General features: G+C 69.3%; 24 protein-coding genes. 13 read left to right on the top strand and 11 right to left on the bottom strand.

Annotation, left to right across the window (positions count from 1 at the left end; genetic code table 11):
• Nucleotides 1-999 carry a TIGR03842 family LLM class F420-dependent oxidoreductase gene (locus ABZX37_RS07155; protein ID WP_354736854.1) on the top strand — a complete coding sequence of 333 codons (999 nt, stop codon included), beginning with the start codon at nt 1-3 and terminating at the stop codon, nt 997-999.
• Here ABZX37_RS07155 and ABZX37_RS07150 read toward each other — a convergent pair whose 3' ends face one another.
• Genes ABZX37_RS07150 through ABZX37_RS07135 form a run of 4 tightly spaced genes read right to left on the bottom strand, consistent with a single transcriptional unit; the run spans nt 1,000 to nt 3,873 of the window.
• The gene (locus tag ABZX37_RS07150) at nt 1,000-2,232 is read right to left on the bottom strand and encodes a serine hydrolase domain-containing protein (RefSeq protein WP_354736852.1); all 1,233 of its coding nucleotides are present in this window, start codon (nt 2,230-2,232) and stop codon (nt 1,000-1,002) included.
• 10 nt (nt 2,233-2,242) lie between these two features.
• The gene (locus ABZX37_RS07145; protein WP_354736850.1) at nt 2,243-3,061 is read right to left on the bottom strand and encodes a siderophore-interacting protein; all 819 of its coding nucleotides are present in this window, start codon (nt 3,059-3,061) and stop codon (nt 2,243-2,245) included.
• A 57-nt stretch (nt 3,062-3,118) separates the two neighbouring features.
• Nucleotides 3,119-3,469, bottom strand: coding sequence for a hypothetical protein (locus ABZX37_RS07140; protein WP_354736848.1), 351 nt, complete (start codon nt 3,467-3,469; stop codon nt 3,119-3,121).
• Nucleotides 3,466-3,873 (bottom strand): SgcJ/EcaC family oxidoreductase, encoded by a 408-nt coding sequence (locus tag ABZX37_RS07135; RefSeq protein ID WP_354736846.1) that lies wholly within the window; start codon nt 3,871-3,873, stop codon nt 3,466-3,468. Before ABZX37_RS07135 ends, ABZX37_RS07140 begins: the two co-directional genes overlap by 4 nt.
• A gap of 95 nt (nt 3,874-3,968) precedes the next feature.
• On the opposite strand from ABZX37_RS07135, the gene ABZX37_RS07130 reads away from it, so the two are divergent.
• Nucleotides 3,969-4,676, top strand: coding sequence for a TetR/AcrR family transcriptional regulator (locus ABZX37_RS07130; protein ID WP_354736844.1), 708 nt, complete (start codon nt 3,969-3,971; stop codon nt 4,674-4,676).
• Here ABZX37_RS07130 and ABZX37_RS07125 read toward each other — a convergent pair.
• Both ABZX37_RS07125 and hemW read right to left on the bottom strand, forming a co-directional pair.
• A complete protein-coding gene (locus tag ABZX37_RS07125) occupies nt 4,666-5,586 on the bottom strand; it encodes an NADP-dependent oxidoreductase (RefSeq protein WP_354736842.1) in 921 nt (306 codons plus the stop codon). The two genes, ABZX37_RS07130 and ABZX37_RS07125, sit on opposite strands and share 11 nt — an antisense overlap.
• Before the next feature lie 70 nt (nt 5,587-5,656).
• Nucleotides 5,657-6,874, bottom strand: a complete 1,218-nt coding sequence (gene hemW, locus ABZX37_RS07120) for a radical SAM family heme chaperone HemW (RefSeq protein ID WP_354736840.1) — start codon at nt 6,872-6,874, stop codon at nt 5,657-5,659.
• On the opposite strand from hemW, the gene ABZX37_RS07115 reads away from it, so the two are divergent.
• From ABZX37_RS07115 to ABZX37_RS07085, 7 genes are all read left to right on the top strand, one after another.
• Nucleotides 6,849-7,220, top strand: coding sequence for a putative leader peptide (locus ABZX37_RS07115; RefSeq protein ID WP_354736838.1), 372 nt, complete (start codon nt 6,849-6,851; stop codon nt 7,218-7,220). The two genes, hemW and ABZX37_RS07115, sit on opposite strands and share 26 nt — an antisense overlap.
• Nucleotides 7,221-7,336: 116 nt before the next feature.
• Nucleotides 7,337-9,037: a nitrite/sulfite reductase gene (locus ABZX37_RS07110; protein ID WP_354736836.1), complete on the top strand. Its 1,701-nt coding sequence runs from the start codon at nt 7,337-7,339 to the stop codon at nt 9,035-9,037.
• Complete coding sequence (locus ABZX37_RS07105) at nt 9,034-9,729, top strand: phosphoadenylyl-sulfate reductase (protein ID WP_354736834.1); 696 nt, start codon at nt 9,034-9,036, stop codon at nt 9,727-9,729. Before ABZX37_RS07110 ends, ABZX37_RS07105 begins: the two co-directional genes overlap by 4 nt.
• 10 nt (nt 9,730-9,739) lie before the next feature.
• Nucleotides 9,740-10,660 carry a sulfate adenylyltransferase subunit CysD gene (gene cysD / locus ABZX37_RS07100; protein ID WP_354736832.1) on the top strand — a complete coding sequence of 307 codons (921 nt, stop codon included), beginning with the start codon at nt 9,740-9,742 and terminating at the stop codon, nt 10,658-10,660.
• On the top strand, nt 10,660-11,922 hold the full coding sequence (locus tag ABZX37_RS07095) for a GTP-binding protein (protein ID WP_354736830.1): 1,263 nt from the start codon (nt 10,660-10,662) through the stop codon (nt 11,920-11,922). The genes cysD and ABZX37_RS07095 overlap by 1 nt, the downstream gene beginning before the upstream one ends.
• Entirely contained in the window at nt 11,919-12,656 is a 738-nt protein-coding gene (locus ABZX37_RS07090) for a CbiX/SirB N-terminal domain-containing protein (protein WP_354736828.1), read from the top strand. Before ABZX37_RS07095 ends, ABZX37_RS07090 begins: the two co-directional genes overlap by 4 nt.
• A 246-nt stretch (nt 12,657-12,902) precedes the next feature.
• On the top strand, nt 12,903-13,532 hold the full coding sequence (locus ABZX37_RS07085) for a cyclase (RefSeq protein ID WP_354736826.1): 630 nt from the start codon (nt 12,903-12,905) through the stop codon (nt 13,530-13,532).
• A 44-nt stretch (nt 13,533-13,576) separates the two neighbouring features.
• Here ABZX37_RS07085 and ABZX37_RS07080 read toward each other — a convergent pair whose 3' ends face one another.
• Together ABZX37_RS07080 and ABZX37_RS07075 are read right to left on the bottom strand one after the other, a co-directional pair.
• Nucleotides 13,577-14,989 carry an alpha/beta hydrolase gene (locus tag ABZX37_RS07080; RefSeq protein ID WP_354736824.1) on the bottom strand — a complete coding sequence of 471 codons (1,413 nt, stop codon included), beginning with the start codon at nt 14,987-14,989 and terminating at the stop codon, nt 13,577-13,579.
• A gap of 1 nt (nt 14,990) precedes the next feature.
• Entirely contained in the window at nt 14,991-15,566 is a 576-nt protein-coding gene (locus tag ABZX37_RS07075) for a helix-turn-helix domain-containing protein (protein WP_354736822.1), read from the bottom strand.
• A 96-nt stretch (nt 15,567-15,662) separates the two neighbouring features.
• Between ABZX37_RS07075 and ABZX37_RS07070 the strand changes: the two genes are divergently transcribed.
• Nucleotides 15,663-16,436, top strand: coding sequence for an enoyl-CoA hydratase-related protein (locus ABZX37_RS07070; RefSeq protein ID WP_336158592.1), 774 nt, complete (start codon nt 15,663-15,665; stop codon nt 16,434-16,436).
• Nucleotides 16,437-16,500: 64 nt separating this feature from the next.
• Here the strand turns inward: ABZX37_RS07070 and ABZX37_RS07065 are convergent, their stop codons facing one another.
• The 3 genes from ABZX37_RS07065 to ABZX37_RS07055 are packed head-to-tail and all read right to left on the bottom strand — an operon-like array spanning nt 16,501 to nt 17,512.
• A complete protein-coding gene (locus ABZX37_RS07065; RefSeq protein ID WP_354736820.1) occupies nt 16,501-16,851 on the bottom strand; it encodes a barstar family protein in 351 nt (116 codons plus the stop codon).
• A complete protein-coding gene (locus ABZX37_RS07060) occupies nt 16,848-17,300 on the bottom strand; it encodes a ribonuclease domain-containing protein (RefSeq protein ID WP_354736818.1) in 453 nt (150 codons plus the stop codon). Before ABZX37_RS07060 ends, ABZX37_RS07065 begins: the two co-directional genes overlap by 4 nt.
• A gap of 11 nt (nt 17,301-17,311) precedes the next feature.
• Nucleotides 17,312-17,512 (bottom strand): hypothetical protein, encoded by a 201-nt coding sequence (locus ABZX37_RS07055; protein ID WP_037813693.1) that lies wholly within the window; start codon nt 17,510-17,512, stop codon nt 17,312-17,314.
• Nucleotides 17,513-17,572: 60 nt separating this feature from the next.
• Here ABZX37_RS07055 and ABZX37_RS07050 point away from each other — a divergent pair, with 60 nt between their 5' ends.
• The 3 genes from ABZX37_RS07050 to ABZX37_RS07040 all read left to right on the top strand — a co-directional run bounded on the left by ABZX37_RS07050 (nt 17,573) and on the right by ABZX37_RS07040 (nt 21,332).
• On the top strand, nt 17,573-18,538 hold the full coding sequence (locus tag ABZX37_RS07050; RefSeq protein ID WP_354736816.1) for a zinc-binding dehydrogenase: 966 nt from the start codon (nt 17,573-17,575) through the stop codon (nt 18,536-18,538).
• A 161-nt stretch (nt 18,539-18,699) separates the two neighbouring features.
• Nucleotides 18,700-19,722, top strand: a complete 1,023-nt coding sequence (locus ABZX37_RS07045; protein ID WP_354736814.1) for an alpha/beta hydrolase — start codon at nt 18,700-18,702, stop codon at nt 19,720-19,722.
• Between the two features lie 119 nt (nt 19,723-19,841).
• A complete protein-coding gene (locus tag ABZX37_RS07040) occupies nt 19,842-21,332 on the top strand; it encodes an amino acid permease (RefSeq protein WP_354736812.1) in 1,491 nt (496 codons plus the stop codon).
• Nucleotides 21,333-22,046 lie beyond the last annotated feature (714 nt).

Here is a 22,046-nt window from a genome sequence, read left to right as displayed (position 1 = left end):
ATGGATTTCGGGATCGTGCTGCAGACCGACCCGCCCGCGGCGGAGGTCGTGCGGATGATGAAAGCCGCCGAGGACGCCGGGTTCCGGTACGGCTGGACGTTCGACTCGTGCGTGCTGTGGCAGGAACCGTTCGTGATCTACGCGCGGATCCTGGAAGCGACGTCCGCGCTGGTCGTGGGGCCGATGGTGACCAGTCCGGGCACGCGGGACTGGTCGGTGATGGCGTCGACCTTCGCGACGCTCAACGACATGTTCGGCAACCGCACGGTATGCGGCATCGGCCGCGGCGACTCCGCACACCGGGTCGTCGGCCGCCCGCCGTCCACTTTGGCCACCGTGCGCGACTGCATGCGCGTGGTCAAGGATCTCGCCGAAGGCCGCGAAGTCACGATGAACGACACCGCGGTCCGCATCCCGTGGATCCGCGGCGGGCGGCTGGAAATGTGGATGGCCGGGTATGGCCCGAAGGCGCTGCGAACCGTCGGCGAACACGCGGACGGTTTCATCCTGCAATGCGCCGACCCAGCCATCGCCCGCTGGACCATCGGCGCGGTCCGGGACGCCGCCCGCGCGGCCGGCCGCGACCCCGGAGGAATCACGATCTGCGTCGCGGCTCCCGCGTACGTCGGCGAAGACCTGGCACACCAACGGGAACAGCTGCGATGGTTCGGCGGAATGGTGGGCAACCACGTCGCAGACCTGGTGTCCCGCTACGGCTCGTCCGGCCCGGTGCCGCGCGAGCTGACCGACTACATCCGCGAGCGCGAAGGCTACGACTACTCCCACCACGGGCGCGCGGGCAACCCGTCGACAGCGTTCGTCCCAGACGAGATCGTGGACCGGTTCTGTTTGCTCGGCCCGGCGTCTTCGCACATCGCTCGGCTGGAGGAATTGGCGGAGCTGGGGGTGGACCAGTTCGCGCTGTACCTGATGCATGACGAACGGGAGGAGACGTTGGCGGCTTATGGGGCGCAGGTGATTCCCAAGCTGACCGCGTGATCAGTCCAGCATCGCCTGGTAAACCAGCTGCCGCAGCTGCTGCCGGATCGGATGGGTCGACGACGGCAGCAGCTGCGTGTAAAACGCGACCGTCAAGTCCTCATCCGGATCCACCCAGAACGCCGTCGAAGCCGCCCCACCCCACGCGTACTCCCCCGGCGTGGCAAGAGTCTTCGCCTTAACCGAGTCGATCAGGACCGAGAACCCCAGCCCGAACCCATACCCGTCAAAAGGCATCTCCGCGAACAGCGGCCGTCCGTACGCTTCCAGATCCACATGCCCCGGCAGGTGATTGGCCGTCATCAGGTCGACCGTCCGCGGGCTCAGCACCCGCACCCCGTCCAATTCCCCGCGGCGCAACAACATCTGTGTAAACCGGTGATAATCAGCCGCCGTCGAGACCAGACCTCCGCCGCCGGAAAGGCAGGCCGGGCGCGACGTTCCGACCGCACCGAAGGCGTCGTTGCGCACCAGCTGTTTCGTCCCGGGCGCAGGCAGATACAGAGCCGCCAGACGGTCCGTGTCCGAAGTCCAGAAGCCGGTATCCGTCATGCCCAACGGGCCGAAGATCCGCTCGGCGAACACCTCGTCGAGCGGCTTCCCCGCCAGCACCTCGACCAGGCGGCCGAGAACGTCGGTGGCCACCGAGTAGTTCCACTCCGCACCCGGCTGGAAGACGAGCGGGAACCGCGCCCACGCCTGGGTGCATTTCGCCAGGTCCAGCCCCGGCGGCGTGCCCCATTCGTACCCGCCGGCGCGGTAAATCGCGTCGGCCGGGTGCGTGTGGTGGAAGCCGTAGGTGAGGCCCGAGGTGTGCGAAAGCAGGTGCCACAGGCGGATCGGTTCGGTCGCCGGCTCGGTGACCGGAGCCAGCGCCGAACCCTTCGCATACACCCGCGGCTCGGCGAATTCCGGCAGCCACCGCGAGATCGGGTCGGTGAGGTCGATCAGGCCTTCCTCGACGAACGTCATCGCCGCCACCGAGGTGACCGGCTTCGTCATCGAGAAGATCCGCCAGATCGTGTCAGTCTCGACCGGGGCACCGGCCTCGACATCCCGCGCGCCGTGCGACGCGACGTGCACGATCCGGCCGTGCCTGCTCACTACCGCGAGGAAGCCGGGCAGCAAGCCGTCGTCGACGTACCGGGCGAAATGCCGGTCGATCCGCCGCAGCCGTGCCCCGTCGAAACCCGCGTCGGCCGGATCGGCCTCCACCTTCACCTCGGTCGCCATGGCGGCGACCTTACGCCGAAGCGGCCGTTTTCCGCTCCGCTGCCTTTTCCTCGCGCCAGGCCTCGTCGTTCTTGCCCTCGCGCCAGTATCCGGACAGCGACACCGCGTCCCGCGCGACGCCGCGGTCGTCGAACAGGTACCGCCGCAGCTCCCGCACGAACCCGGCCTCGCCGTGGACGAACGCGTGCACGTCCTGGCCCGGCCACGGCAGCGCCTTCACCGCGGCGACCAGATCGTCGGCCGCCGAGCGGTGCAGCCACGTGACCTGCGCGTCGGCCTTCGTCGCGAGCGGCTGGTGCTCCGACTTGTCCGCCACCAGCAAGAACACGTGCGCGAGCGCCCCCGGCGGCAGCGCCTCGAGCGCGGCGGCGATGGCGGGCACCGCCGATTCGTCGCCCACCAGCAGGTGCCAGCCAGCGTCGGCGCGCGGCGCGTACGCCCCGCCCGGACCGGCCAGCAGCAGCTCGTCACCGGGCTGCGCGCGCTGCGCCCACGGCCCGGCCAGCCCCTCGTCGCCGTGGACCACGAAGTCGAGCACCAGTTCGCCCGCCGCCTCGTCGTACGAGCGGACTGTGTACGTGCGCATCCGCGGCGCGTGCTCGCGCGGCAGTTCCTCGCGGATCCGGTTCAGGTCGAACGGCTCCGGATACTCCACCCCGTCCACCTTGAAGATCACCTTCACGTACGCGTCGGTGAACTCGTTCGGGCGGAAATCGCGGAGCCCCTCGCCGCCGGCCACGATCCGGATCATGTGCGGGGTGAGGTGCTCCTTGCGCAGCACCTCCAGCCGCACCGCGGTCCTCCCCTTGCGCGCCGGACCTTCGGCCATCGAACACCCCTGTTTCAGTAAGGTTTACCTAAGTCGCGTCTCCCACCGTACGCGCCCTCACCCGTTCCGCCCAGTGCCGCCGTCCCCGAGTTCGGCGAGCATTGCCCGGAAACCCGCCCCGACCCGGTCCCGGAACCCGGCGAAGAACCGGTTCGCCAGCAGTACTGCCCACCACTGCCCGGTCGCGGCGTTCCGGAAGCGGTGCGTGACGCGGGATCCGGCCGGGTCGTCGGCGACCTCGTACTCCCCGCGGTACCACCAGCCGCCCTGCGCGGCGAGGAACCGGCGCGAGCGGTCGACTTCCAGCTTCATCGGGTAATCCGAAGCCGTCAACTGCCTTTCCAGCCGCGCGAACACCTCGGTCGGCGCGGCCGGAACGACGCCGGAGACCTCGACGATCGTCCTCATGCTTCCCACGGCTTCGAGACCCGCGTGTTCTGGAAAGCGGTGATCCGCCAGCCCTCGTCGCCCCGCACCAGCACGTAGGTCAGCGAGCTCTCCCGCCCCTCGGCGGCCGGGTCGTCGCCCCCGGTCAGCGACGAGCCGCCGCCGGTCACGACGACCGCGACGTCGTCCCGCAGGAACCGCACCCGCGGCTCGCCCCAGCCGGTGAGCTTCGAGCCCTTCAGCGGTCCCTGGAACAGCTCGCGATGCGAGTCCGCGATCACCTGGCGGCCGACGGACCGGAGTCCGAAGAAGGTCACGTAGTCGGCGTCTTCGGTGAACAGGTTCCCGTAGGCGGTCGCGTCGCCGCTGTTCCAAGCGTCGGCGAGACGGGCGAGAACGGACAGGACTTCTTCGTGCTGCGACATGCTTTTCTCCTTAACGAACGTCGTTCGCGTACGAGGTCCAGTTCTACTCACGAACACCGTTCGCGTCAAGTGCGGGGTTCGTCTAGGCTTCGGGGATGACCGCACCGCCCCCGCCCTGGCGCCGGACGCCGAGCCCGCGCCGGCGCGCCGCGAAGCAGATGCTGTCGCAGGAACTGATCGTGAAAACCGCGCTCGAAATCCTCGCCGCCGAGGGCATTGACGCCGTCTCGATGCGGCGGGTCGCGCAGCAGCTGGAGACCGGGCCCGCGTCGCTTTATGCGTACGTGGCCAACAAAGAGGAACTGGACGAACTGTTGCTCGACGCGGCACTGAGCGAAGTGCCCTGTCCCGAGCCGAATCCGCAGCGGTGGACCGAACAGGTCAAAGAGCAAGTGCGGCACCAGATCCGGGCGATGGTGGCGTATCCGGGCATCGCGAAAGTCGCGTGGCAGACACCGATCCCGGTGACGCCGAATTCCTTGCGGCAGGGCGAAGTCATGCTTCAGCTGCTGCGCGCGGGCGGCCTGGATCTGCAGCAGGCGATGTTCGCCAGCGACGCGTTGAGCACGTACACCAAAGCCTTCGCCTACGAAGCCAGCGGCTGGACGTTCGGCGATTACGACCCGGAGAAAATGAGCGAGCGCGAGCGGCAGATGGCGGACTACATGCGGTCGCTGCCCGCGAGCGCGTTCCCGAACCTGTTGCAGGCCGGGGAATTCTTCAACGCGGACACCAGCCAGGCCCGGCTCGAATTCGCCTTGGAGGCGTTCGTGGCCGGGCTGGCGGCGATGGTCAGGAAGTGAGCACGATCTTGCCGCGCGTGTGGCCCTGTTCCAGCTCGCGATAGGCGGCCTGGACCTCGGCCAGCGGGTACGTCGCGGCGACCTCGACGTCGAGCAATCCCTTGTCCGCCAAGGCAACGAGGTCGCGCATGACCTCGGCGCTCGCCCCGGCGATGTTGCCGTCGGTCTTCACGCGGTACTTCTCGGCGGCGTCGAAGTCGACCACCGTGTCGATCCGGCCGGGGTAGACGCCGAGCCGCAAGGCGAGTTCGACGTAACCGTCGCCGTAAGTGTCGATGAACGCGTGCACCTGGTCGCCAGTCAGCTCCCGGAGCCGCTCTTCGAGCCCTTCGCCGTACGCGATCGGAACGACGTCGTGCTCGCGCAACCACTCGTGGTTCGCTTCGCTGGCAATGCCGATCACGGTCGCGCCGGTGAGCTTCGCCAGTTGCACGGCCAGCGAACCGACCCCGCCGGCAGCCCCGGACACGACGACCGTCTCGCCCTCGCGCGGGCACACGGCCCCGACCGCGGCGTACGCAGTCGTTCCGGCCACGAACAACCCGCCCGCGACCTCCCACGAAAGCCCGCTCGGCTTCGGCACGAGATGCTCCGCCGGAACCAGCACGTACTCGGCGTGGCTGGAGCGGGTGTGCACGAAACCGACGACCTCGTCCCCCGCCTGGATTTCTTCGACGTCCGCGCCCAGCTCGACCACTACCCCGGCCAGGTCGCTGCCCTGCCCGGACGGGAAGGTGGACGGCCAGCGCTCCGCCAGCGCGCCGACGCGGATCTTCGTTTCCCCCGGATTGATGCCCGCGGCCCGGACCTGGACGAGCACCTGCCCGGATTCCGGCGCCGGCCGAGGCACTTCGGCCAGCTGCAGCACTTCGATCCCGCCGTGTTCGCCGTATCTGACCGCCTGCGGCATACGCGTCTCCCTCGCTCGTATGCTTAGCCCAACAAACGATCGAACGGATTTATGCCCGGCGGGCGAAAATTCAGCCGGCCAGCCTCCGGACCACGGCATCCGCGAGCAACCGGCCGCGGTCGGTCAGCACCGCGCGGCCCCGACTGTCCAAATCGGACACTTCGAGCAGCCCCTCCGCGGCGGCCGCCCTCGCTTCCTTGATCCCGGACTCGTCGAGCGCCGACAACGCGAGGCCGTCGGAGATCCGAAGCTCCAGCATGATCCGCTCCAGGTGCTGGTCCTCCTCGGTGAGCACCTCGCGATCCGCCTCCGGGCTCTGTCCCTCCGCGAGCAGGCTCGAGTACTTGGCCGGATGCTTGACGTTCCACCACCGCACGCCGCCGACGTGGCTGTGCGCGCCCGGCCCGGCGCCCCACCAGTCGCCGCCCTGCCAGTAGCCGAGGTTGTGGCGGCACCGCGCGGCCTCGTCGCTCGCCCAGTTCGACACCTCGTACCAGGTCAAACCCGCGCCAGCGAGGACGGAGTCGATCATTTCGTAGTAGCTGGCCAGCGTGTCGTCGTCCGGCGCGGGCAACTCGCCGCGCCGCACCCGGCGGGCCAGCGCGGTGCCGTCCTCCACGATCAGCGCATACGCCGAGACGTGATCGACCCCGGCCGACAACACCGCGTCGAGCGACGCGCGCAGATCTTCGACCCGCTCCCCCGGCGTGCCGTAGATCAGGTCGAGGTTCACGTGCTCGAACCCGGCGGCCCGGGCTTCGCGCGCGGCGTCGACCGGACGGCCGGGCGTGTGCACGCGGTCGAGCACCTTCAGCACGTGCCGGGCCGCGGACTGCATGCCCAGCGACACCCGGGTGTAACCCGCGTCACGGATGCCCGCGAAGAACGCGGGCGAAGTGGACTCCGGGTTCGATTCGGTCGTCACCTCCGCGCCCGGCGCGAGCCCGAACACCGACCGGACGCCGTCGAGCACCTCGGCCAGCCCGTCCGCGCCGAGCATGGACGGCGTCCCACCGCCGACGAACACCGTCTCCGCCTGGGGTGCGTTGCCGAGGATCTCAGCGCCCAGCTCCAGCTCGCGGCGCAGCGCGTCCAGCCACGACCGCGGCGAGGCGGCGGAGCCGAGTTCGCCCGCGGTGTAGGTGTTGAAGTCGCAGTAACCGCAGCGGGTCGCGCAAAACGGCACGTGGACGTACACGCCGAACGGACGGGTGCCAAGACCGGCGAGCGCGGTCTCGGGAAGTCCGGCGGGAGGACGGTGAGTGTCGGGAACAGGCACGACGTCCATTCTCCCCCGCCTGCCGCGGACCGCCGCGTGCCCCTGCGCCACCCGGAGGAAAGTTCGGCCGCCGAACGATGCGCCGCCCGCCGCGCACCCGGTTGACAACCGCCCGAAACCGTCCCACGATGCGTCCGAAAGCCGGGAAAGACCTGGCAGATCGCCCGGCCAATGCACATCCAGAGCCGTTTCGCACCCTTCCAGTGAGCCTTCTCCCACGATCCGGACGCCCTTGGACGACGTTCGGCCCGCGTGGCAATCTGAGCCGGTGAGTCCTGCCGGTGTCCTTCTCGTGGCGCGCCGCCACGTCGACCTTCTCCGGGTCGCGAGCGCGCTCTGCCGGCCTGTTCGCTGACTCCCGCGCAAAGCCTGCCCAGCCCACCACCTGGACGACCGGCACCGCTCCCGCCCCGCGCCGACGCCGCGGCGGGCCGCCGGAGCCGCCTCGACAACCCCGCCCGGAGGATCTCCATGTCCGCACCCACGCGTGAAACGCCCCCGAAGGGCGCCGCGCCCCGGCCACGCCAGAAGCGGGGCGAGGGTCAGTGGGCGCTCGGTTACCGGGAGCCGCTGAACCCGAACGAGCGCTCGAAGAAGGACGACAGCCCGCTCAATGTCCGCGCGCGGATCGAGAACATCTACGCGCACCGGGGTTTCGACTCGATCGACCCGGGCGACCTGCGCGGCCGGTTCCGCTGGTTCGGCCTCTACACCCAGCGCAAGCCCGGCATCGACGGCGGCCGCACCGCCCTGCTGGAGCCCGAGGAGCTGGACGACCGCTACTTCATGATGCGTGTCCGGATCGACGGCGGCGCCCTCACCACCGAACAGCTGCGGGTGATCGGCGAGATCTCGAAGGAGCACGCGCGCGACACCGCCGACATCTCCGACCGGCAGAACGTCCAGTACCACTGGATCCAGATCGAGGACGTGCCCTCGATCTGGTCGCGGCTCGAGGCCGTCGGCCTGAGCACCACCGAGGCCTGCGGCGACTGCCCGCGCGTCGTGCTCGGCTCCCCGGTCGCCGGCATCGCCGAGAACGAGGTGCTCGACGCGACTCCCGCGATCGACGAGATCCTCGAGCGCTACATCGGCGACCCGCGCTTCGCCAACCTGCCGCGCAAGTTCAAGACCGCGATCTCCGGGCTGCCGGACATCGTGCACGAGATCAACGACATCGCCTTCGTCGGCGTCAACCACCCCGAGCACGGCCCCGGCCTCGATCTGTGGGTCGGCGGCGGGCTCTCCACGAACCCGATGCTCGCGAAGCGGCTCGGCGCGTGGATCCCGCTGGACGAGGTGCCCCAGGTGTGGGAAGGCGTCGTCTCCATCTTCCGCGACTACGGCTACCGGCGGCTCCGGTCGAAGGCCCGGCTGAAGTTCCTGGTCAAGGACTGGGGTATTGAAAAATTCCGTGAAGTTCTCGAGTCGCAGTACCTCAAGCGGAAGCTGATCGACGGCCCGCCGCCGGAGAACCCCGCGACCCCGATCGACCACGTCGGCGTGCACCGGCAGAAGGACGGCAACTTCTACGTCGGGGCCGCGCCGATCGCCGGGCGGGTGTCGGGCAGCACGCTGATCGCGGTCGCCGAGGCGGCCGAGCGCGCGGGATCGCGGCGGGTGCGGCTGACCCCCCACCAGAAGCTGGTCGTGCTCGACGTGCCCGGGGCCGCGGTCCCCGCGCTGGAGACGGAGCTGGCCGAGCTGGGCCTGCAGACCAAGCCGTCGCCGTGGCGGCGCAGCGTGATGGCGTGCACCGGGCTGGAGTTCTGCAAGCTCGCGATCGTCGAGACGAAGGTGCGCGCGCAGCAGCTGGTCGCGGATCTGGAGAAGTCGCTCGCCGACATCAACGCCCAGCTGGAAACGCCGGTGACGGTGCACCTCAACGGCTGCCCCAACTCCTGCGCCCGCGTGCAGACCGCGGACATCGGGCTCAAGGGCCAGATCGTCAGCGACGCCGACGGCAACCAGGTCGAGGGCTTCCAGGTGCACCTCGGCGGCGGGCTCGGGCTCGACGCCGGATTCGGCCGGAAGCTGCGCGGCCACAAGGTCACCGCGGGCGAACTGGTCGAGTACGTGGAACGCGTGGTGCGCGCGTACGTCGCGGACCGCGAGCCGGGCGAACGGTTCCCGCAGTGGGCGTTGCGGGCGGACGAAGGGGTGCTGCAGTGACCGCGGTCGCGGACTACCGGGCGCTGGCCGAACGCGCCGAGAAGGAACTGGCCGACGCGACCGCCGAAGAGGCGTTGCGCTGGACGGCCGAGACCTTCGGCGACGACTTCATCGTGGCGTCGAACATGCAGGACGCCGTCCTGATCGACCTCGCCACGAAGGTCAAGCCCGCGGTGGACGTGCTGTTCCTGGAGACCGGCTACCACTTCGCCGAAACCCTCGGGGTGCGCGACGCGGTGCAGACGGTGTACCCCGACGTGCGGATCGTCAACGCGCAGGCCGAGCAGAGCGTCGCCGAGCAGGACGCGGAGTACGGGCCGAAGCTGCACGAACGCGACCCCGGCCAGTGCTGCTTCCTGCGCAAGGTCGTGCCGCTGCGGCAGACGCTCGGCAAGTACTCGGCGTGGGTCACCGGCGTGCGCCGGGTGGACGCGCCGACCCGCGCGAACACGCCGATCGTCACCTGGGACGAGCGCAACGGCCTGGTGAAGATCAACCCGATCGCGGCGTGGACCGACGACGAGTTCAACGGCTACCTGCACTCGAACGGGATTCTGGAGAACCCACTGGTGTCGATCGGCTACCTCTCGATCGGCTGCGCGCCGTGCACGGCGAAGGTCGAGGCGGGGCAGGACGCGCGCAGCGGCCGGTGGGCCGGGCAGTCCAAGACGGAGTGCGGATTGCATGGCTGAGGAAGGAAGCATGACGACTTTGGAACCCGCGGCCGACGCGGCTGTGGACAATCTCGCCGCTCTCGAATCCGAGGCCATCCACATTTTCCGCGAGGTCGCGGGCGAGTTCGACCGGCCGGTGATCCTGTTCTCCGGCGGCAAGGACTCGACGCTGATGCTGCACCTGGCGATCAAGGCCTTCTGGCCCGCGCCGGTGCCGTTCCCGCTGCTGCACGTGGACACCGGGCACAACTTCGACGAGGTCCTCGAATTCCGCGACCGGGTCGTCGAAAAGCACGGGCTGCGGCTGGTCGTCGCGAAGGTCCAGGACTGGATCGACGACGGCCGGCTCGAGGAACGCGCCGACGGCCTGCGCAACCCGCTGCAGACCACGCCGCTGCTGGAGACGATCGCGGAGAACAAGTTCGACGCGGTCTTCGGCGGCGGTCGCCGCGACGAGGAGCGGGCGCGCGCGAAGGAACGGATCTTCAGCCTGCGCAACGCTTTCGGCCAGTGGGAGCCGCGCAGGCAGCGGCCGGAGCTGTGGAATCTGTACAACGGACGACACCGTCCGGGCGAGCAGGTCCGCGTGTTCCCGCTGTCCAACTGGACCGAAGCGGACGTGTGGAACTACATCGCCCGCGAGAAGGTCGAACTGCCTTCGATCTACTACGCCCACCAGCGCGCGGTCTACCAGCGCGACGGCATGTGGCTCAGCGAAGGCCCGTGGGGCGGGCCGCGTCCCGGCGAGGACGTGCGCGAGCTGAGCGTGCGCTACCGGACCGTCGGCGACGGTTCGTGCACCGGCGCGATCGAATCCACGGCGTCCACTGTGGACGAAGTGATCGCCGAGGTCCAGGCTTCGCGGCTCACCGAACGCGGCGCCACCCGCGCCGACGACCGGATGTCCGAGGCGGCCATGGAAGACCGCAAACGGGAGGGCTACTTCTGATGTCGAGCCTGCTGAGGCTGGCCACCGCGGGCAGCGTGGACGACGGGAAGTCCACGCTGGTCGGGCGGCTGCTGTACGACACCAAGTCCGTCCTCGCCGATCAGCTCGACGCGGTCACCCGCGCGTCTGTCGACAAAGGACTGTCCACTCCGGACCTTTCGCTGCTCGTCGACGGCCTGCGCTCGGAGCGCGAGCAGGGCATCACGATCGACGTCGCGTACCGGTATTTCGCCACGCCGAAGCGGTCGTTCGTGCTCGCCGACACGCCGGGGCACGTGCAGTACACCCGCAACACGGTCACCGGCGCGTCCACCGCACAGCTCGGGGTGCTGCTGGTCGACGCGCGCAACGGCGTGGTCGAGCAGACCCGGCGGCACGCGGCCGTGCTCGCCCTGCTGGGCGTGCCGCAGCTGGTGCTGGCGGTGAACAAGATCGACCTCGTCGACTACGACGAGAACACCTTCGGCGTCATCGCCAAGGAGTTCACCGCGCACGCGGAATCGCTGGGCTACGACTCGGCGTCCGTGGTCTCGATCCCGGTTTCCGCGCTGGTCGGCGACAACGTGGCGACCCGGTCCGGGAAAACCCCCTGGTACGACGGGCCATCGCTGCTGGAACACCTCGAAAACGTGCCGGTGGCACCGGACCCGCACGATTCCGCGCTGCGTTTCCCCGTGCAGTACGTGATCCGCCCGCGCACCGCCGAGTACCCGGATTACCGCGGCTACGCCGGTCAGATCGCCGCTGGCACGGTGCGTCCTGGCGACGAGATCGTCGTGCAGCCGCAAGGGATCCGCAGCCGAGTCGAGCGGATCGACACCGCGGACGGCCCGTTGGACGAGGCTGGTGCCGGAACCTCGGTGACCCTGCTGCTCGCCGACGACATCGACATCAGCCGCGGCGACCTCATCGCGGCCGCTGACGCGCCGCCGGAGGTCACCGACGAGATCACCGGCACGCTCTGCTGGCTGTCCTCGAAGCCGCTCAAGACCGGTGCGCGCGTGCTGGTCAAGCACGGCGCCCGGACCGTGCAGGGGCTGACCACCGAGTTGCACGCCCGGTTCGACGAGCAGAAACTGTCCAGTGTGGACTCTCCGGCGACCTTGGAGCTCAACGACATCGGCAGCGTCAGCCTGCAGCTGGCCGAACCGCTGCCGGTGGACGACTACGGCGTGAGCCCGCGCACCGGCGCGTTCCTGGTGATCGACCCGAAGGACGGCGACACCCTCGCCGCCGGTCTCGTCGGAGAACGGTTCTCGTGACGCCTCCCCTGGTCGCCGTCGCGCACGGCAGTCGTGACCCCCGCTCCGCCGCGACGGTGCGGGCGCTGGTCGACGTCGTCCGTGCGCAGGCGCCGGGGCTGGGCGTGCACGAATCGTTCCTCGATCTGTCGGAGCCGCGGGTTACGGACGTGCTGCGCGGCCTTTACGCGGAAGGGCATCGCTCCGCGGTCGTGGTGCCGCTGTTGCTGGGCAGCGCTTTCCACGCGCGGGTCGACCTGCCCGCGCTGGTCGACGAGGTGACCGCGGAGTGCCCCGGGTTCCGGATCCAGGTGTCGGACGTGCTGGGCGCTGACCCGGCACTCGAAGCCGTCGCCCTCGACCGGCTCGCCGGAGCCCGCCACCGCAGCGGGACCGGCGTGCTGCTGAGCGCGGTCGGCTCGTCCAATCCCGAGGCCAACGCGGTCGTCGCCGGAGTGGCCGCACGCTGGGAAAAGCAACTCGGCCTGCCGGTCAGCGAAGCGTTCGCCAGCGCCACTCAGCCGGACATCCCGGCCGCCGCCGCTCGCCTGCACGCTCGCGGCGTACGGCATCTCGTGGTGGCGTCGTGGTTCCTGGCCCCCGGCCTGCTGCCGGACCGGATCGCCTTGCTGGCCCGCGACGCCGACCCGGACGCGTTCATCGCCGAACCGCTCGCCGACGACCCGCGCGTGGCGGACGTCGTGATCGGCCGGTATGCCGCCGCGATCTCCGGACTGCTGCGGACCGCCGCCTGACAGTCACACCCGGGCAGCCCACGCCGGTGGCCCGGCCTAGCTCGCCCTGTCGGACCACCGTCGGTAGACCCGAACGGCCGATCAGACCACTCCTACCGCCACAAGGTGAGCGATATTCACATTTTCCGTCACGGTGCGCACCCGTGAACGGTCAATCCTTGACGCGCTACTTAACTTGCCGGTAACTCTCTAATCGCTGCGCAGCTTTCTCTCTCCCCCGTGAAACCCGCAGGTAGGAGCACACAGATGAAAGCACCTCACTTTTACCGGCTGGCCGCGCTGACGGCGGTCGCCGCCCTTCCGCTCGCCCTCGCGGCCCCGGCGTCCGCCGCGACCGCGATCAACTTCGACTGCCAGGCCGACGCACCGGTGGTCGGCCCGCAGCAGGTGTCGCTGACCCAGAACGCCGACGTCACCGCACCCGCGACGGTCGCCCCCGGCGGCGCGTTCGACGTCGTCATCGACCCCGCGCCCAACACCGTCCCGAGCGACGTGGGCGGCAACAAAGTCAAGAACATCAACACCTTCGCACTGAAGTTCCCGATCCCGGCGAACTCGACCTACGTCAGCGCCGACCTCGCCGGCGGCTCCGGCCTCGGCGACACCCCGCCGACGATCAGCGTCGCCAACGGCGTCGCGACCCTGAGCTTCCCCGGCCCGATCGCCGGCGGCTCGACCTTCGAGCTGCCGACCGTCACCGCGCACCTCAAGGCAGGCGACTCCGGCAAGATCGAGACCAAACTGTCCGGCACCAGCTACAGCGACCCCGGCCTGACCTTCAAGGCCGTGGCCAGCAGCATCATCGGCGACGTGACCGCGCCGACGGCGTGTTTCCCGAACCCGAGCCCGGTTTTCACGACCACGACCATCGGCTGATCCGGACCGCGGCCACCCGCTGCGCCCGGGTGGCCGCGCCCGGTTCACGGCAGCAGCAGTCCCCAGTAGACCGCCCAGGGCACGAACACCAGCCCGGCCACGAGCGGTGCGACCGCCCCGCGCCGCCGGTCCGGTTTCCGCATACCCACCAGGGTGATCGCCAACGCCACCACCGTCGCGACCGCCAGCGCTTGCACGGCCAGCCACGGCAACGGCCGCCCGACGAACACCGGTCCGAGATCCTTCATCCCGGACAGCTGCGCCCAGCCGAGCATTCCGACGAACCCGGCAACAGTCACCGTCCCCAGCCCGGCCAGCCAGCGCGACGACCTAGTCCCCCGGCGACGCATCAACGCGACCACGCCGCCGACCGCGAACCCGCCGAGCAGCAAGGCGAGTGCGATCCCTTGCGCCCAAACAGATTCCCACCAGGAGAGCGGCTGGAGCGCTTCGGTCGGCCGCTGCGTGAACGCCGCGGTCTCGACGTGCACGCCCTGCCGATCCGCCAGCCACTCCCCGACAACCGCCGGATAACCGGACACGACCCGGGGCAACCGGTCGAACCCGGCGTCGCTGGTCGCGTACAGATCCGGCCCGCCGCCGGCGACGAACCGAATCGTGTGGTCCGGGTGCCCGGCCAGTGCGTCCGCGAAAATCCGGGAACTCTCGACCGGCACATGGTTGATGTCGAGGTCGCCCCACAACGCCAGGATCGGCTGCTTCAGCCGCCGCAATACCGGCACCGGGTCGTAATCCGCCTCGGGGAAGAGTCCAGCGCCGACCGCGAAGCGCGTTCCCCGCACCGGCAAGGTCGTCAGCAGCGAACCGGAAATCCCTTGGTGGCGAAGGACATTCCCCCAATACCACGAGGTCTGTCTAGCTCCGCCCCATCCGGATCCGCCGACGGTGATCACATACGAAATGTCGGCCGTCCGCGTCGCCGCGAGCGGGGCGACCCACGCACCCTCGCTGACGCCCCAGACGCCAACTTCCGCGGCTCCGGACTGAGCCCGCAACGCGTGCACCGCCGAGACCAGATCGTCCGCCAGCACGCCGTAATCGCGCTGGGTTTTGGAATAACCGCTGGTACGCCGGTCGTACACGAGCGTCGTGACGCCGAGCCGCGTGAACATCTCGGCCTGCAACCGGAGATTGTCCCGGGTCCGCCAGTCCGACCCTCCTTGCAGGACGATCGCGGACTTCGCTGGTCCTTCCGGCCGGAATACCGTGCCGTGCAACGTGATTCCGCCCGAGCCCGTGAAGCTGACGTCGGCGGACGGGTGTGCTTGTGCTTGCTGGGCGGTCGGCAGGACCGAGCCCAGCGCGAGGATCGCGGCGGCGAGCCGCGATTTGCCCCAGGGCAGCATGAAGTGTTCTCCTTGCTTCGGGAGATCGTGCGACGTTTTCCCTTGTTCCTGGGTGCCGAGTTGCCGCTCGGCACCCAGGGCCTCCTCCAAGTCAGTCCTGGACGGCCCCCTCTCCGCTCGGCGTCGGGAACGCGATCATCCGCGTCTCGACCCGACGCGCCCCGTCCGGCGTCTCGTCGTCCGGCCGCTGATACCGGCGCAGCAAGGCGAGATACGCCTCGAAGAAGTCCCCCAGCTCGTCCAGCGTCACGGTGATCGCGCCGCGCGAGTACGGAATCGCGTCCGCCCACTCCCCGAGCTGCGGCCGTTCGCGCTCGAACCGTTCGTACAGCTCGGTGTCGCCCGCGAGCCACAGCCGGTGCAGCTCGCCGATCGCCGCCTTGGCCGGATCGTCGCGTTCGTCCGCGGGCGGCAGCCGCAGGTCGTAATCCGCCACCCGCCACCAGCGTTCGCGCCCGCGCGCGCGTTCGGGAAGCTCCTCGACGAACCCGTTCTCCGCCAGCACCCGCAGGTTGTAGCTGGTCCCGCCGCTGGTCACGCCCAGCCGTTCGGCGAGCGTCGTCGACGTCGCCGGTCCGGACGCGGCGAGCGCCTCGAGAATCCGCTGCCGCAACGGATTCGCGAGCGCCTTGAGTGCCTTGAGATCGGCGGGGCGAGGTTCTGCCATGCTCCCACGGTAGCGGTGCACGAGTTTTCATGCACGGGTTTTCGTGCATGAACTTCACACCCGCTCCCGGGCAGGCGGTGTGCGAAAGTGTCAGGCATGGCTGACGAACTGGTGCACTACGAGGTGGCGGCCGGCATCGCCACGATCACCCTGGACTCCCCGCACAACCGCAACGCGCTGTCGGCGCAGTTGCGGCGGGAACTGAGCGAGTCGCTGACCAAGGCCCGCGAGGACGACTCGGTGCGCGTGGTGCAGCTGACCCACACCGGCCCGGTCTTCTGCGCGGGCATGGACTTGAAGGAAGCTCGCGGCGCCGGCTCGTCCGACCAGGGCGTGAACGAGTTCCCGCGGATCCTGGACCAGCTGTGGACGAGCCCGAAGCCGGTCGTCGCCCGGCTGGCCGGCCCGGCTCGCGCGGGCGGCATCGGCATGGTCGCCGCGTGCGACATCGCGGTCGCGGTCCCGGAAGCGACCTTCGCCTTCTCGGAAGTCCGCATCGGCGTCATCCCGGCGGTCATCAGCCTGACAGTGCTCCCACGGCTCAACGCCCGTGCCGCGCACGAACTGTTCCTGACCGGCGACGTCTTCGACGCCAAGCGCGCGGTGGAGATCGGCCTCCTGAACGCCTGCGTCCCCGCCGAGGACCTGGACAAGACCGTCGAGGGCTACCTCAAGTCGCTGACCCTGGGCGGCCCGAAAGCGTTGGCCGCCACCAAGGAACTGCTGGCCCGCCCCCGCCCGGCCACCCCGGCCGAAGGCTTCGCGGACATGAACGCCCTCTCGGCGGGATTCTTCGCCAGCGAAGAGGGGCAGGAAGGGATCCAGGCTTTCGCCCAGAAGCGCAAGCCAAACTGGGTCCCGCAGGACTGACGTTGTTGTCCGTGAGGGGAACCCTGAGGGACTCTGATTCCCTCAGGGTTCCCCTCACGGCCCGTTAAGCGTCCACCAGTACCAAGGTCAGCCGCCGGTCACCGGAGCCCATCGCCCGCTGCGCGTCCGACAAGACGCTCCGCACTGCCAGATAAGCCTTGGGCTCGGCGGCTTTCAGCCCGTCCGACCCGGCCCAGATCAGTACGTGCTCGCCGGTCGGCAACCACGACAAATCCGTGAGCATGTCGTAAAGCGCGTCCAGATTCCGCCCGAAATAAGACGGAAAAGACAGCGCCTCGCCGATCGCGTCCAGCGCCGACAGTTTGTCCAGCGCCCGCGCCCCGTCGACCCGATGCGGGTAAGCCCCGCGCGCGAAAGCCGCGTCCGCCGCGGCCCGCGCCGTCTCGCCGGTCACCGCGCGGAGTCCACAACGACGAACGACGCGTAATGATCCCCGGTGTAATACAACTCTTTCCCCGCCCCCGTGATCAACCGGCGAGCCCCTCGGTCCGGGCTCCCCGGCGTCTTCACGGTGTATTCGTGGTAATAGCCGTTCTTCTCCGCGGGAAGCTTTTTCTCCCGGTTCTGGAAGACGACGTCGTCATTGCGCGGATACGGGTAGGGCCCGCCCTTCTGGATCAGGCCCCACGTGTCCTTCGCCTGCGAAGGCAGCGACGACAACGGCTTGACCGGCAGCTGGGAATCGGCCCCCGGCACTTTCCCGGAAGCGGCGGCGGGAGCACCCGACGAGGACGAGGGCGCCGGCGAATCCGAGGAGCCGGCGGTTTCCTTGACGAGCCACCCGCCGAGCACCAGCACGAGGAGACCGACGAGCGCAGCGGTGATCCGCCTACGGTTGACCATGGTGTGCCAGCTTAGGAGCGGCCGGGACCGTCGTCGTCACGGGCCGTGCCGAACCAGCGGCCGAAGCGCTCGACCAGCTTGTCGATGGCCCACGCGGCGAGCAGGCACAACGGCACGAGCACCGCCATCACCAGCACGAACTGCACGGGGAACCAGGCTTGGGCGAGCCACAGCTCGACCCCGTCCCACCAGTTGGCCAGCCCTTCGAACACGAGTGTGAGCCTACGCGCGCTCGCCTGCGCCGGGCCGTGCGGGGGAGGTAGGTTGCTGCCATGTTCGCCGTATACGCGCAGGAACCCAACGCCGAGTCCCCGCTCGATTCGCTGGTCGTCGGCGAGCGGCCGGAACCCGAGGTGCCCGAGGGCTGGGTCCGGGTGCACGTCAAAGCCGCCAGCCTGAACATGCACGACCTGTGGACCTTGCGCGGCGTCGGCATCAAGCCCGACCAGTTCCCGATGATCCTCGGCTGCGACGGAGCGGGCACGCTCGACGACGGCACCGAGGTCGTGCTGCATTCGGTGATCAACGCGCCGGGCTGGCAGGGCGACGACACGCTCGACCCGAAGCGCACTCTGCTCACCGAAAAGCACCAGGGCACGTTCGCGGACCAGGTCGTGGTCCCGGCCCGCAACGCGGTGCCGAAGCCGGCCGGGCTGAGCTTCGCCGAGGGCGCGACGATGGGCACCGCGTGGCTCACCGCGTACCGGATGCTGTTCGTGAAGTCGGAGCTGCGGCCCGGCCAGACGATGCTGGTGCAGGGCGCGTCCGGCGGGGTGTCGACCGCGCTCATCGCGCTCGGCCGCGCGGCCGGGTTCCGCGTGTGGGTCACCGGACGCAGCGAGGAGAAGCGCGCGCTGGCCGAGAGCGTCGGCGCGCACCAGACGTTCGAGTCCGGCGCGCGGCTGCCCGAGCGGGTGGACGCGGTGTTCGAGACCGTCGGCAAGGCCACCTGGGGACACACGCTCAAGTCGCTGAAGCCGGGCGGCGTGGTCGTGGTGTCCGGGTCGACCAGCGGCCCCGACCCGTCGGCCGACCTGCAGCGGGTGTTCTTCCTGCAGCTGCGGGTCCTCGGCTCGACCATGGGCACCCGCGACGAGCTGGCCGACCTGCTCGCCTACCTCGACCTGAAGGGCATCAAGCCGCAGATCGGCGCCGAGCTCCCCCTCGCGGAGGCCCCCGCGGGATTCGCCGCGATGGCCGCCGGGGAGACGGCGGGCAAGATCGTCTTCACGCACTGAACCTGACGTACGGCGCTGACCTGGGCTTTTCCGTTCCGGAAAGGTCCAGGCCAGTGCTTTTACCCGCTGTCTCGTGAATCGTCAACACCCCTGCTTCGCAATCAGATGGTGACCCCCCAAATTCCACCAGAAATCAACCTTGGGCGGTTAACCTGGAGAACATGACCGCGACGCAGCGGCCAGTCCCGGCCGGCCGGGGCGGCCGGCACCCCAGCGAACCGGAGCCGATCCGGGAATCCTTCCGGCGGTTCGCCGGCATGCGCACGCGCGTGCTGGAGGTCGGGCCGCCCGTCGCCGAGGCGCCCGCACCGAAGCGCACGCGCCGCAAGTCCGACGGGAAACCCCGCGCGCCGCGGCTCGTGTTGCTCCACGGGTATTGCGACAGTGCCGACACGTGGCGTCCAGTACTCGGAGAACTAGCCGCAGCGGGCATCGCCGCGATCGCTGTCGATCTTCCCGGCTTCGGCGACGCGCAGCCGCTGCGCCCCGGTCCGATGCTGCCGCAACTCGACGCCTTCACCGCCGCGGTGGTGCGCGAGCAGGCCGTGCTCGGCCCGGTGGTGCTCGCGGGCAACTCGCTCGGCGGCACGATGAGCCTTCGCGCGGCGCAGAACCGCCGGCTGCCGACCGCGGGCGTGGTGTCGATCGCCGCGCCCGGTTTCGTCGACTCGTGGCTGGTGCGCACGGTCGGGCGCAACCCGCTGCCGCTGCGGCTGTACTCCTCGCTTCCGTTGCCGGTGCCGGGTTTCCTGGTTCGCGCGGTCGCCGAACAGCTCGTGCCGCGGATCCTCTACGCCGACTCGCGCCAAGCCGACGCGGGCCAGGTCCGGCGGTTCACCACGCTCTTTCCCGACTACCGGGCCACCACGTCGCGGCTCGAAGAGGCCCGGCAGCTCGTCGCGGAGCTGGCCGACGCCTACCGCCTCGACCAGATCACGATCCCGCTGCTCGCGGTCGCGTGCGGCAAGGACAAGCTGGTGACGGCCGCGTCCGGGCGGAAGCTGCACACGCTGGTGCCGCACAGCAGGCTCGTCGTCCGCGAGGACTGGGGCCACTGCCCGCAGCTGGACGACCCGGCCGAGGTCTCGGAACTGCTCACCTTCTTCTCCGCCGGCGCGGTCCGCTCGGCCGCGCGCCCGGCACCCACGGTCAACGACGTCGAGGACGACTCCGCGACCGGGTGACTCAGGCTGGCAAGATCGTCACACTATGGAGTCGGTGACAGGCGGGGCGCCGCCAGGTACGGTGCGCTGCCAGGGCCCGGAACCCGGGGCCTGCGAACCACCAGTCTGAGGAGACATCGATGTCAGCTCCGCGCGGCCCTAACCTGGGCTCCGGGTCCGGGATCTTCCGGCGGAAGCCGATCGAAACCATCGAGCAGGCCGGGGAAAGCGGCCTGCAGCGCACGCTCGGCTTGCGGCAGCTGACCGCGATCGGCGTCGGCGGCATCATCGGCGCCGGCATCTTCTCGCTCGCCGGTGCGGTCGCGAACAAGACCGCGGGCCCGGCCGTGCTGATCTCGTTCCTGATCGCGGGCATCGCGAGCGCCGCGGCCGCGTTCTCCTACGCCGAGTTCGCCGGCCTCATCCCGCGCGCGGGATCCGCCTACACCTACGGGTACGCGGTGCTCGGCGAGATCGTCGGCTGGTTCATCGGCTGGGACCTGCTGCTGGAGTACACCGCGATCGTGTCCGTGGTGGCGATCGGGATTTCCGGTTACTTCAACGATTTGCTGGGTTTCCTGCACGTCTCGCTGCCGCACTGGATGTCCGGCGCGCCGGGAACGGAACCGGCGGGCGTCGAACCGGGGTCGTACAAGATCAACCTGTTCGCGGTGCTGCTCTGCCTGCTGATCGCCTTTATTCTCAACCAGGGCATGAAAAACGCGGCGCGCTTCGAAACGCTGCTGGTGTACCTGAAGGTCGGCCTGGTGCTGCTGGTGATCGTGGTCGGCGCCTTCCACATCCAGAGCGGCAACTACAGCAACTTCTTCCCGTTCGGCCTCAGCGGCGCTTTCACCGGCGCGGCAACGGTCTTCTTCGCGGTCTTCGGCTACGACGCCATGTCGACCGCGGCCGAGGAGTCGCAAGACTCGCAGAAGCACATGCCGAAGGCGATCATCTACTCGCTGGCGATCTCGATGGTGCTGTACGTGCTGGCCTGCCTGGTCCTGACCGGCATGGTGAAGTACACCGACATCAATCCGGAAGCGGCCTTCTCCAGCGCATTCGCGAAGGTCGGCCTCGGCTGGCTGGGCGCGATCATCGCGGTGGGCGCGATCATCGGCATCCTGACGGTGCTGTTCACCTTCTTGATGGGCGCGACGCGCGTGGGCTACTCGATGAGCCGCGACGGCCTGCTGCCGAAGTGGTTCGCGAAGACCCATCCCGTGCGCAAGGTCCCTTCGCGCATCACCTGGATCCTGGGCGGCGCGTCTGCGCTGATCGCGGGCGTGCTGCCGATCGGCGAGGCCGCGGAACTGACGAACATCGGCATCCTGCTGGCCTTCGTGGTCGTCTGCATCGCGGTGATCGTGCTGCGCTACAAGCGCCCTGAACTGCCGCGCACGTTCAAGACGCCGGGCATGCCGGTGGTGCCGATCATCGGGGTGGTGTTCTCGATCTGGCTGATCACGTTCCTGAAGCCGGAAACGTGGCTGCGCTTCGCGATCTGGTTCGCGATCGGAATGGTGATCTACTTCTCCTACAGCAAACGGCACTCGGCGATGGAACGCGGCGAGTCGGCTGGCTCCGGCGACGGGGACACTGGCGAAGTGAAGTCCACTTCGGACTGACGCTGCGGTTTCGTCTGCCGCGGCTTTGATTGCTGCGGCTTTGATGTGGGGGACGCCTTTGCTGGTGTCCCCCGCATTTCTTTTGCGCTGTTGCTGATCCGCTGGCGTGCGCCTGGCAGGAACCCAGCAGAGGCACTGCCGCAGCACTCCGCCGAGGTCTTCCTTTCCTGCATAATCGGGCATCATCTCGGGCCGCTCGCGCACATCGCACTCGCCGAAAACCTCGCCGCGGCAGCTCTCTTCAATACCGCGCGCAACCAATCACTGCGACTGTCCGAGCCGCGCCACCTCTGCATGAGCACATCTCGCCCTGCCGGAACCCTCAGCACGGCCAGTCAAGCTGTTCCGGTGCCGCGGCTTCGGAGGGAAGCCCTCACCCTCGCGAACGCTGACTGCAGTCAAGCACCGCCATCAAGCGATCCCGCCGCCGTCAACTCAGCGCGGAGCCTCGGCCCTCAACGCCTCCAGCAGGCGTGTCGCCGCAACCGCCAAGCCATCTCCCCAAGCCCTGAGCTCAACGCGGAGCCTCGGTTTCAATGCCTCCACCAGACGCGTCACCGCAACCACCAAGCCCATCCCAAAGCCCTGGACTCAACGCGGAGCCCCGGCCTCAACGCCCCCACCAGACGCGTCACCGCAACCACCAAGCCCATCCCAAAGCCCTGGACTCAACGCGGAGCCCCGGCCTCAACGCCCCCACCAGACGCGTCACCG

This window comes from Amycolatopsis sp. NPDC004079 (assembly GCF_040610415.1).
GTDB classification, from domain to species: Bacteria; Actinomycetota; Actinomycetes; order Mycobacteriales; family Pseudonocardiaceae; genus Amycolatopsis; species Amycolatopsis halotolerans.
This window is presented reverse-complemented; position numbering and strand designations above follow the sequence as displayed.

Coding starts and splice junctions, on each gene's coding strand:
- ABZX37_RS07155 (WP_354736854.1), top strand. CDS start 1: ATGGATTTCGGGATCGTGCTGCAGACCGACCCGCCCGCGGCGGAGGTC.
- ABZX37_RS07150 (WP_354736852.1), bottom strand. CDS start 2,232: ATGGCGACCGAGGTGAAGGTGGAGGCCGATCCGGCCGACGCGGGTTTC.
- ABZX37_RS07145 (WP_354736850.1), bottom strand. CDS start 3,061: ATGGCCGAAGGTCCGGCGCGCAAGGGGAGGACCGCGGTGCGGCTGGAG.
- ABZX37_RS07140 (WP_354736848.1), bottom strand. CDS start 3,469: ATGAGGACGATCGTCGAGGTCTCCGGCGTCGTTCCGGCCGCGCCGACC.
- ABZX37_RS07135 (WP_354736846.1), bottom strand. CDS start 3,873: ATGTCGCAGCACGAAGAAGTCCTGTCCGTTCTCGCCCGTCTCGCCGAC.
- ABZX37_RS07130 (WP_354736844.1), top strand. CDS start 3,969: ATGACCGCACCGCCCCCGCCCTGGCGCCGGACGCCGAGCCCGCGCCGG.
- ABZX37_RS07125 (WP_354736842.1), bottom strand. CDS start 5,586: ATGCCGCAGGCGGTCAGATACGGCGAACACGGCGGGATCGAAGTGCTG.
- hemW (WP_354736840.1), bottom strand. CDS start 6,874: ATGGACGTCGTGCCTGTTCCCGACACTCACCGTCCTCCCGCCGGACTT.
- ABZX37_RS07110 (WP_354736836.1), top strand. CDS start 7,337: ATGTCCGCACCCACGCGTGAAACGCCCCCGAAGGGCGCCGCGCCCCGG.
- cysD (WP_354736832.1), top strand. CDS start 9,740: ATGACGACTTTGGAACCCGCGGCCGACGCGGCTGTGGACAATCTCGCC.
- ABZX37_RS07095 (WP_354736830.1), top strand. CDS start 10,660: ATGTCGAGCCTGCTGAGGCTGGCCACCGCGGGCAGCGTGGACGACGGG.
- ABZX37_RS07085 (WP_354736826.1), top strand. CDS start 12,903: ATGAAAGCACCTCACTTTTACCGGCTGGCCGCGCTGACGGCGGTCGCC.
- ABZX37_RS07075 (WP_354736822.1), bottom strand. CDS start 15,566: ATGGCAGAACCTCGCCCCGCCGATCTCAAGGCACTCAAGGCGCTCGCG.
- ABZX37_RS07070 (WP_336158592.1), top strand. CDS start 15,663: ATGGCTGACGAACTGGTGCACTACGAGGTGGCGGCCGGCATCGCCACG.
- ABZX37_RS07060 (WP_354736818.1), bottom strand. CDS start 17,300: ATGGTCAACCGTAGGCGGATCACCGCTGCGCTCGTCGGTCTCCTCGTG.
- ABZX37_RS07050 (WP_354736816.1), top strand. CDS start 17,573: ATGTTCGCCGTATACGCGCAGGAACCCAACGCCGAGTCCCCGCTCGAT.
- ABZX37_RS07045 (WP_354736814.1), top strand. CDS start 18,700: ATGACCGCGACGCAGCGGCCAGTCCCGGCCGGCCGGGGCGGCCGGCAC.
- ABZX37_RS07040 (WP_354736812.1), top strand. CDS start 19,842: ATGTCAGCTCCGCGCGGCCCTAACCTGGGCTCCGGGTCCGGGATCTTC.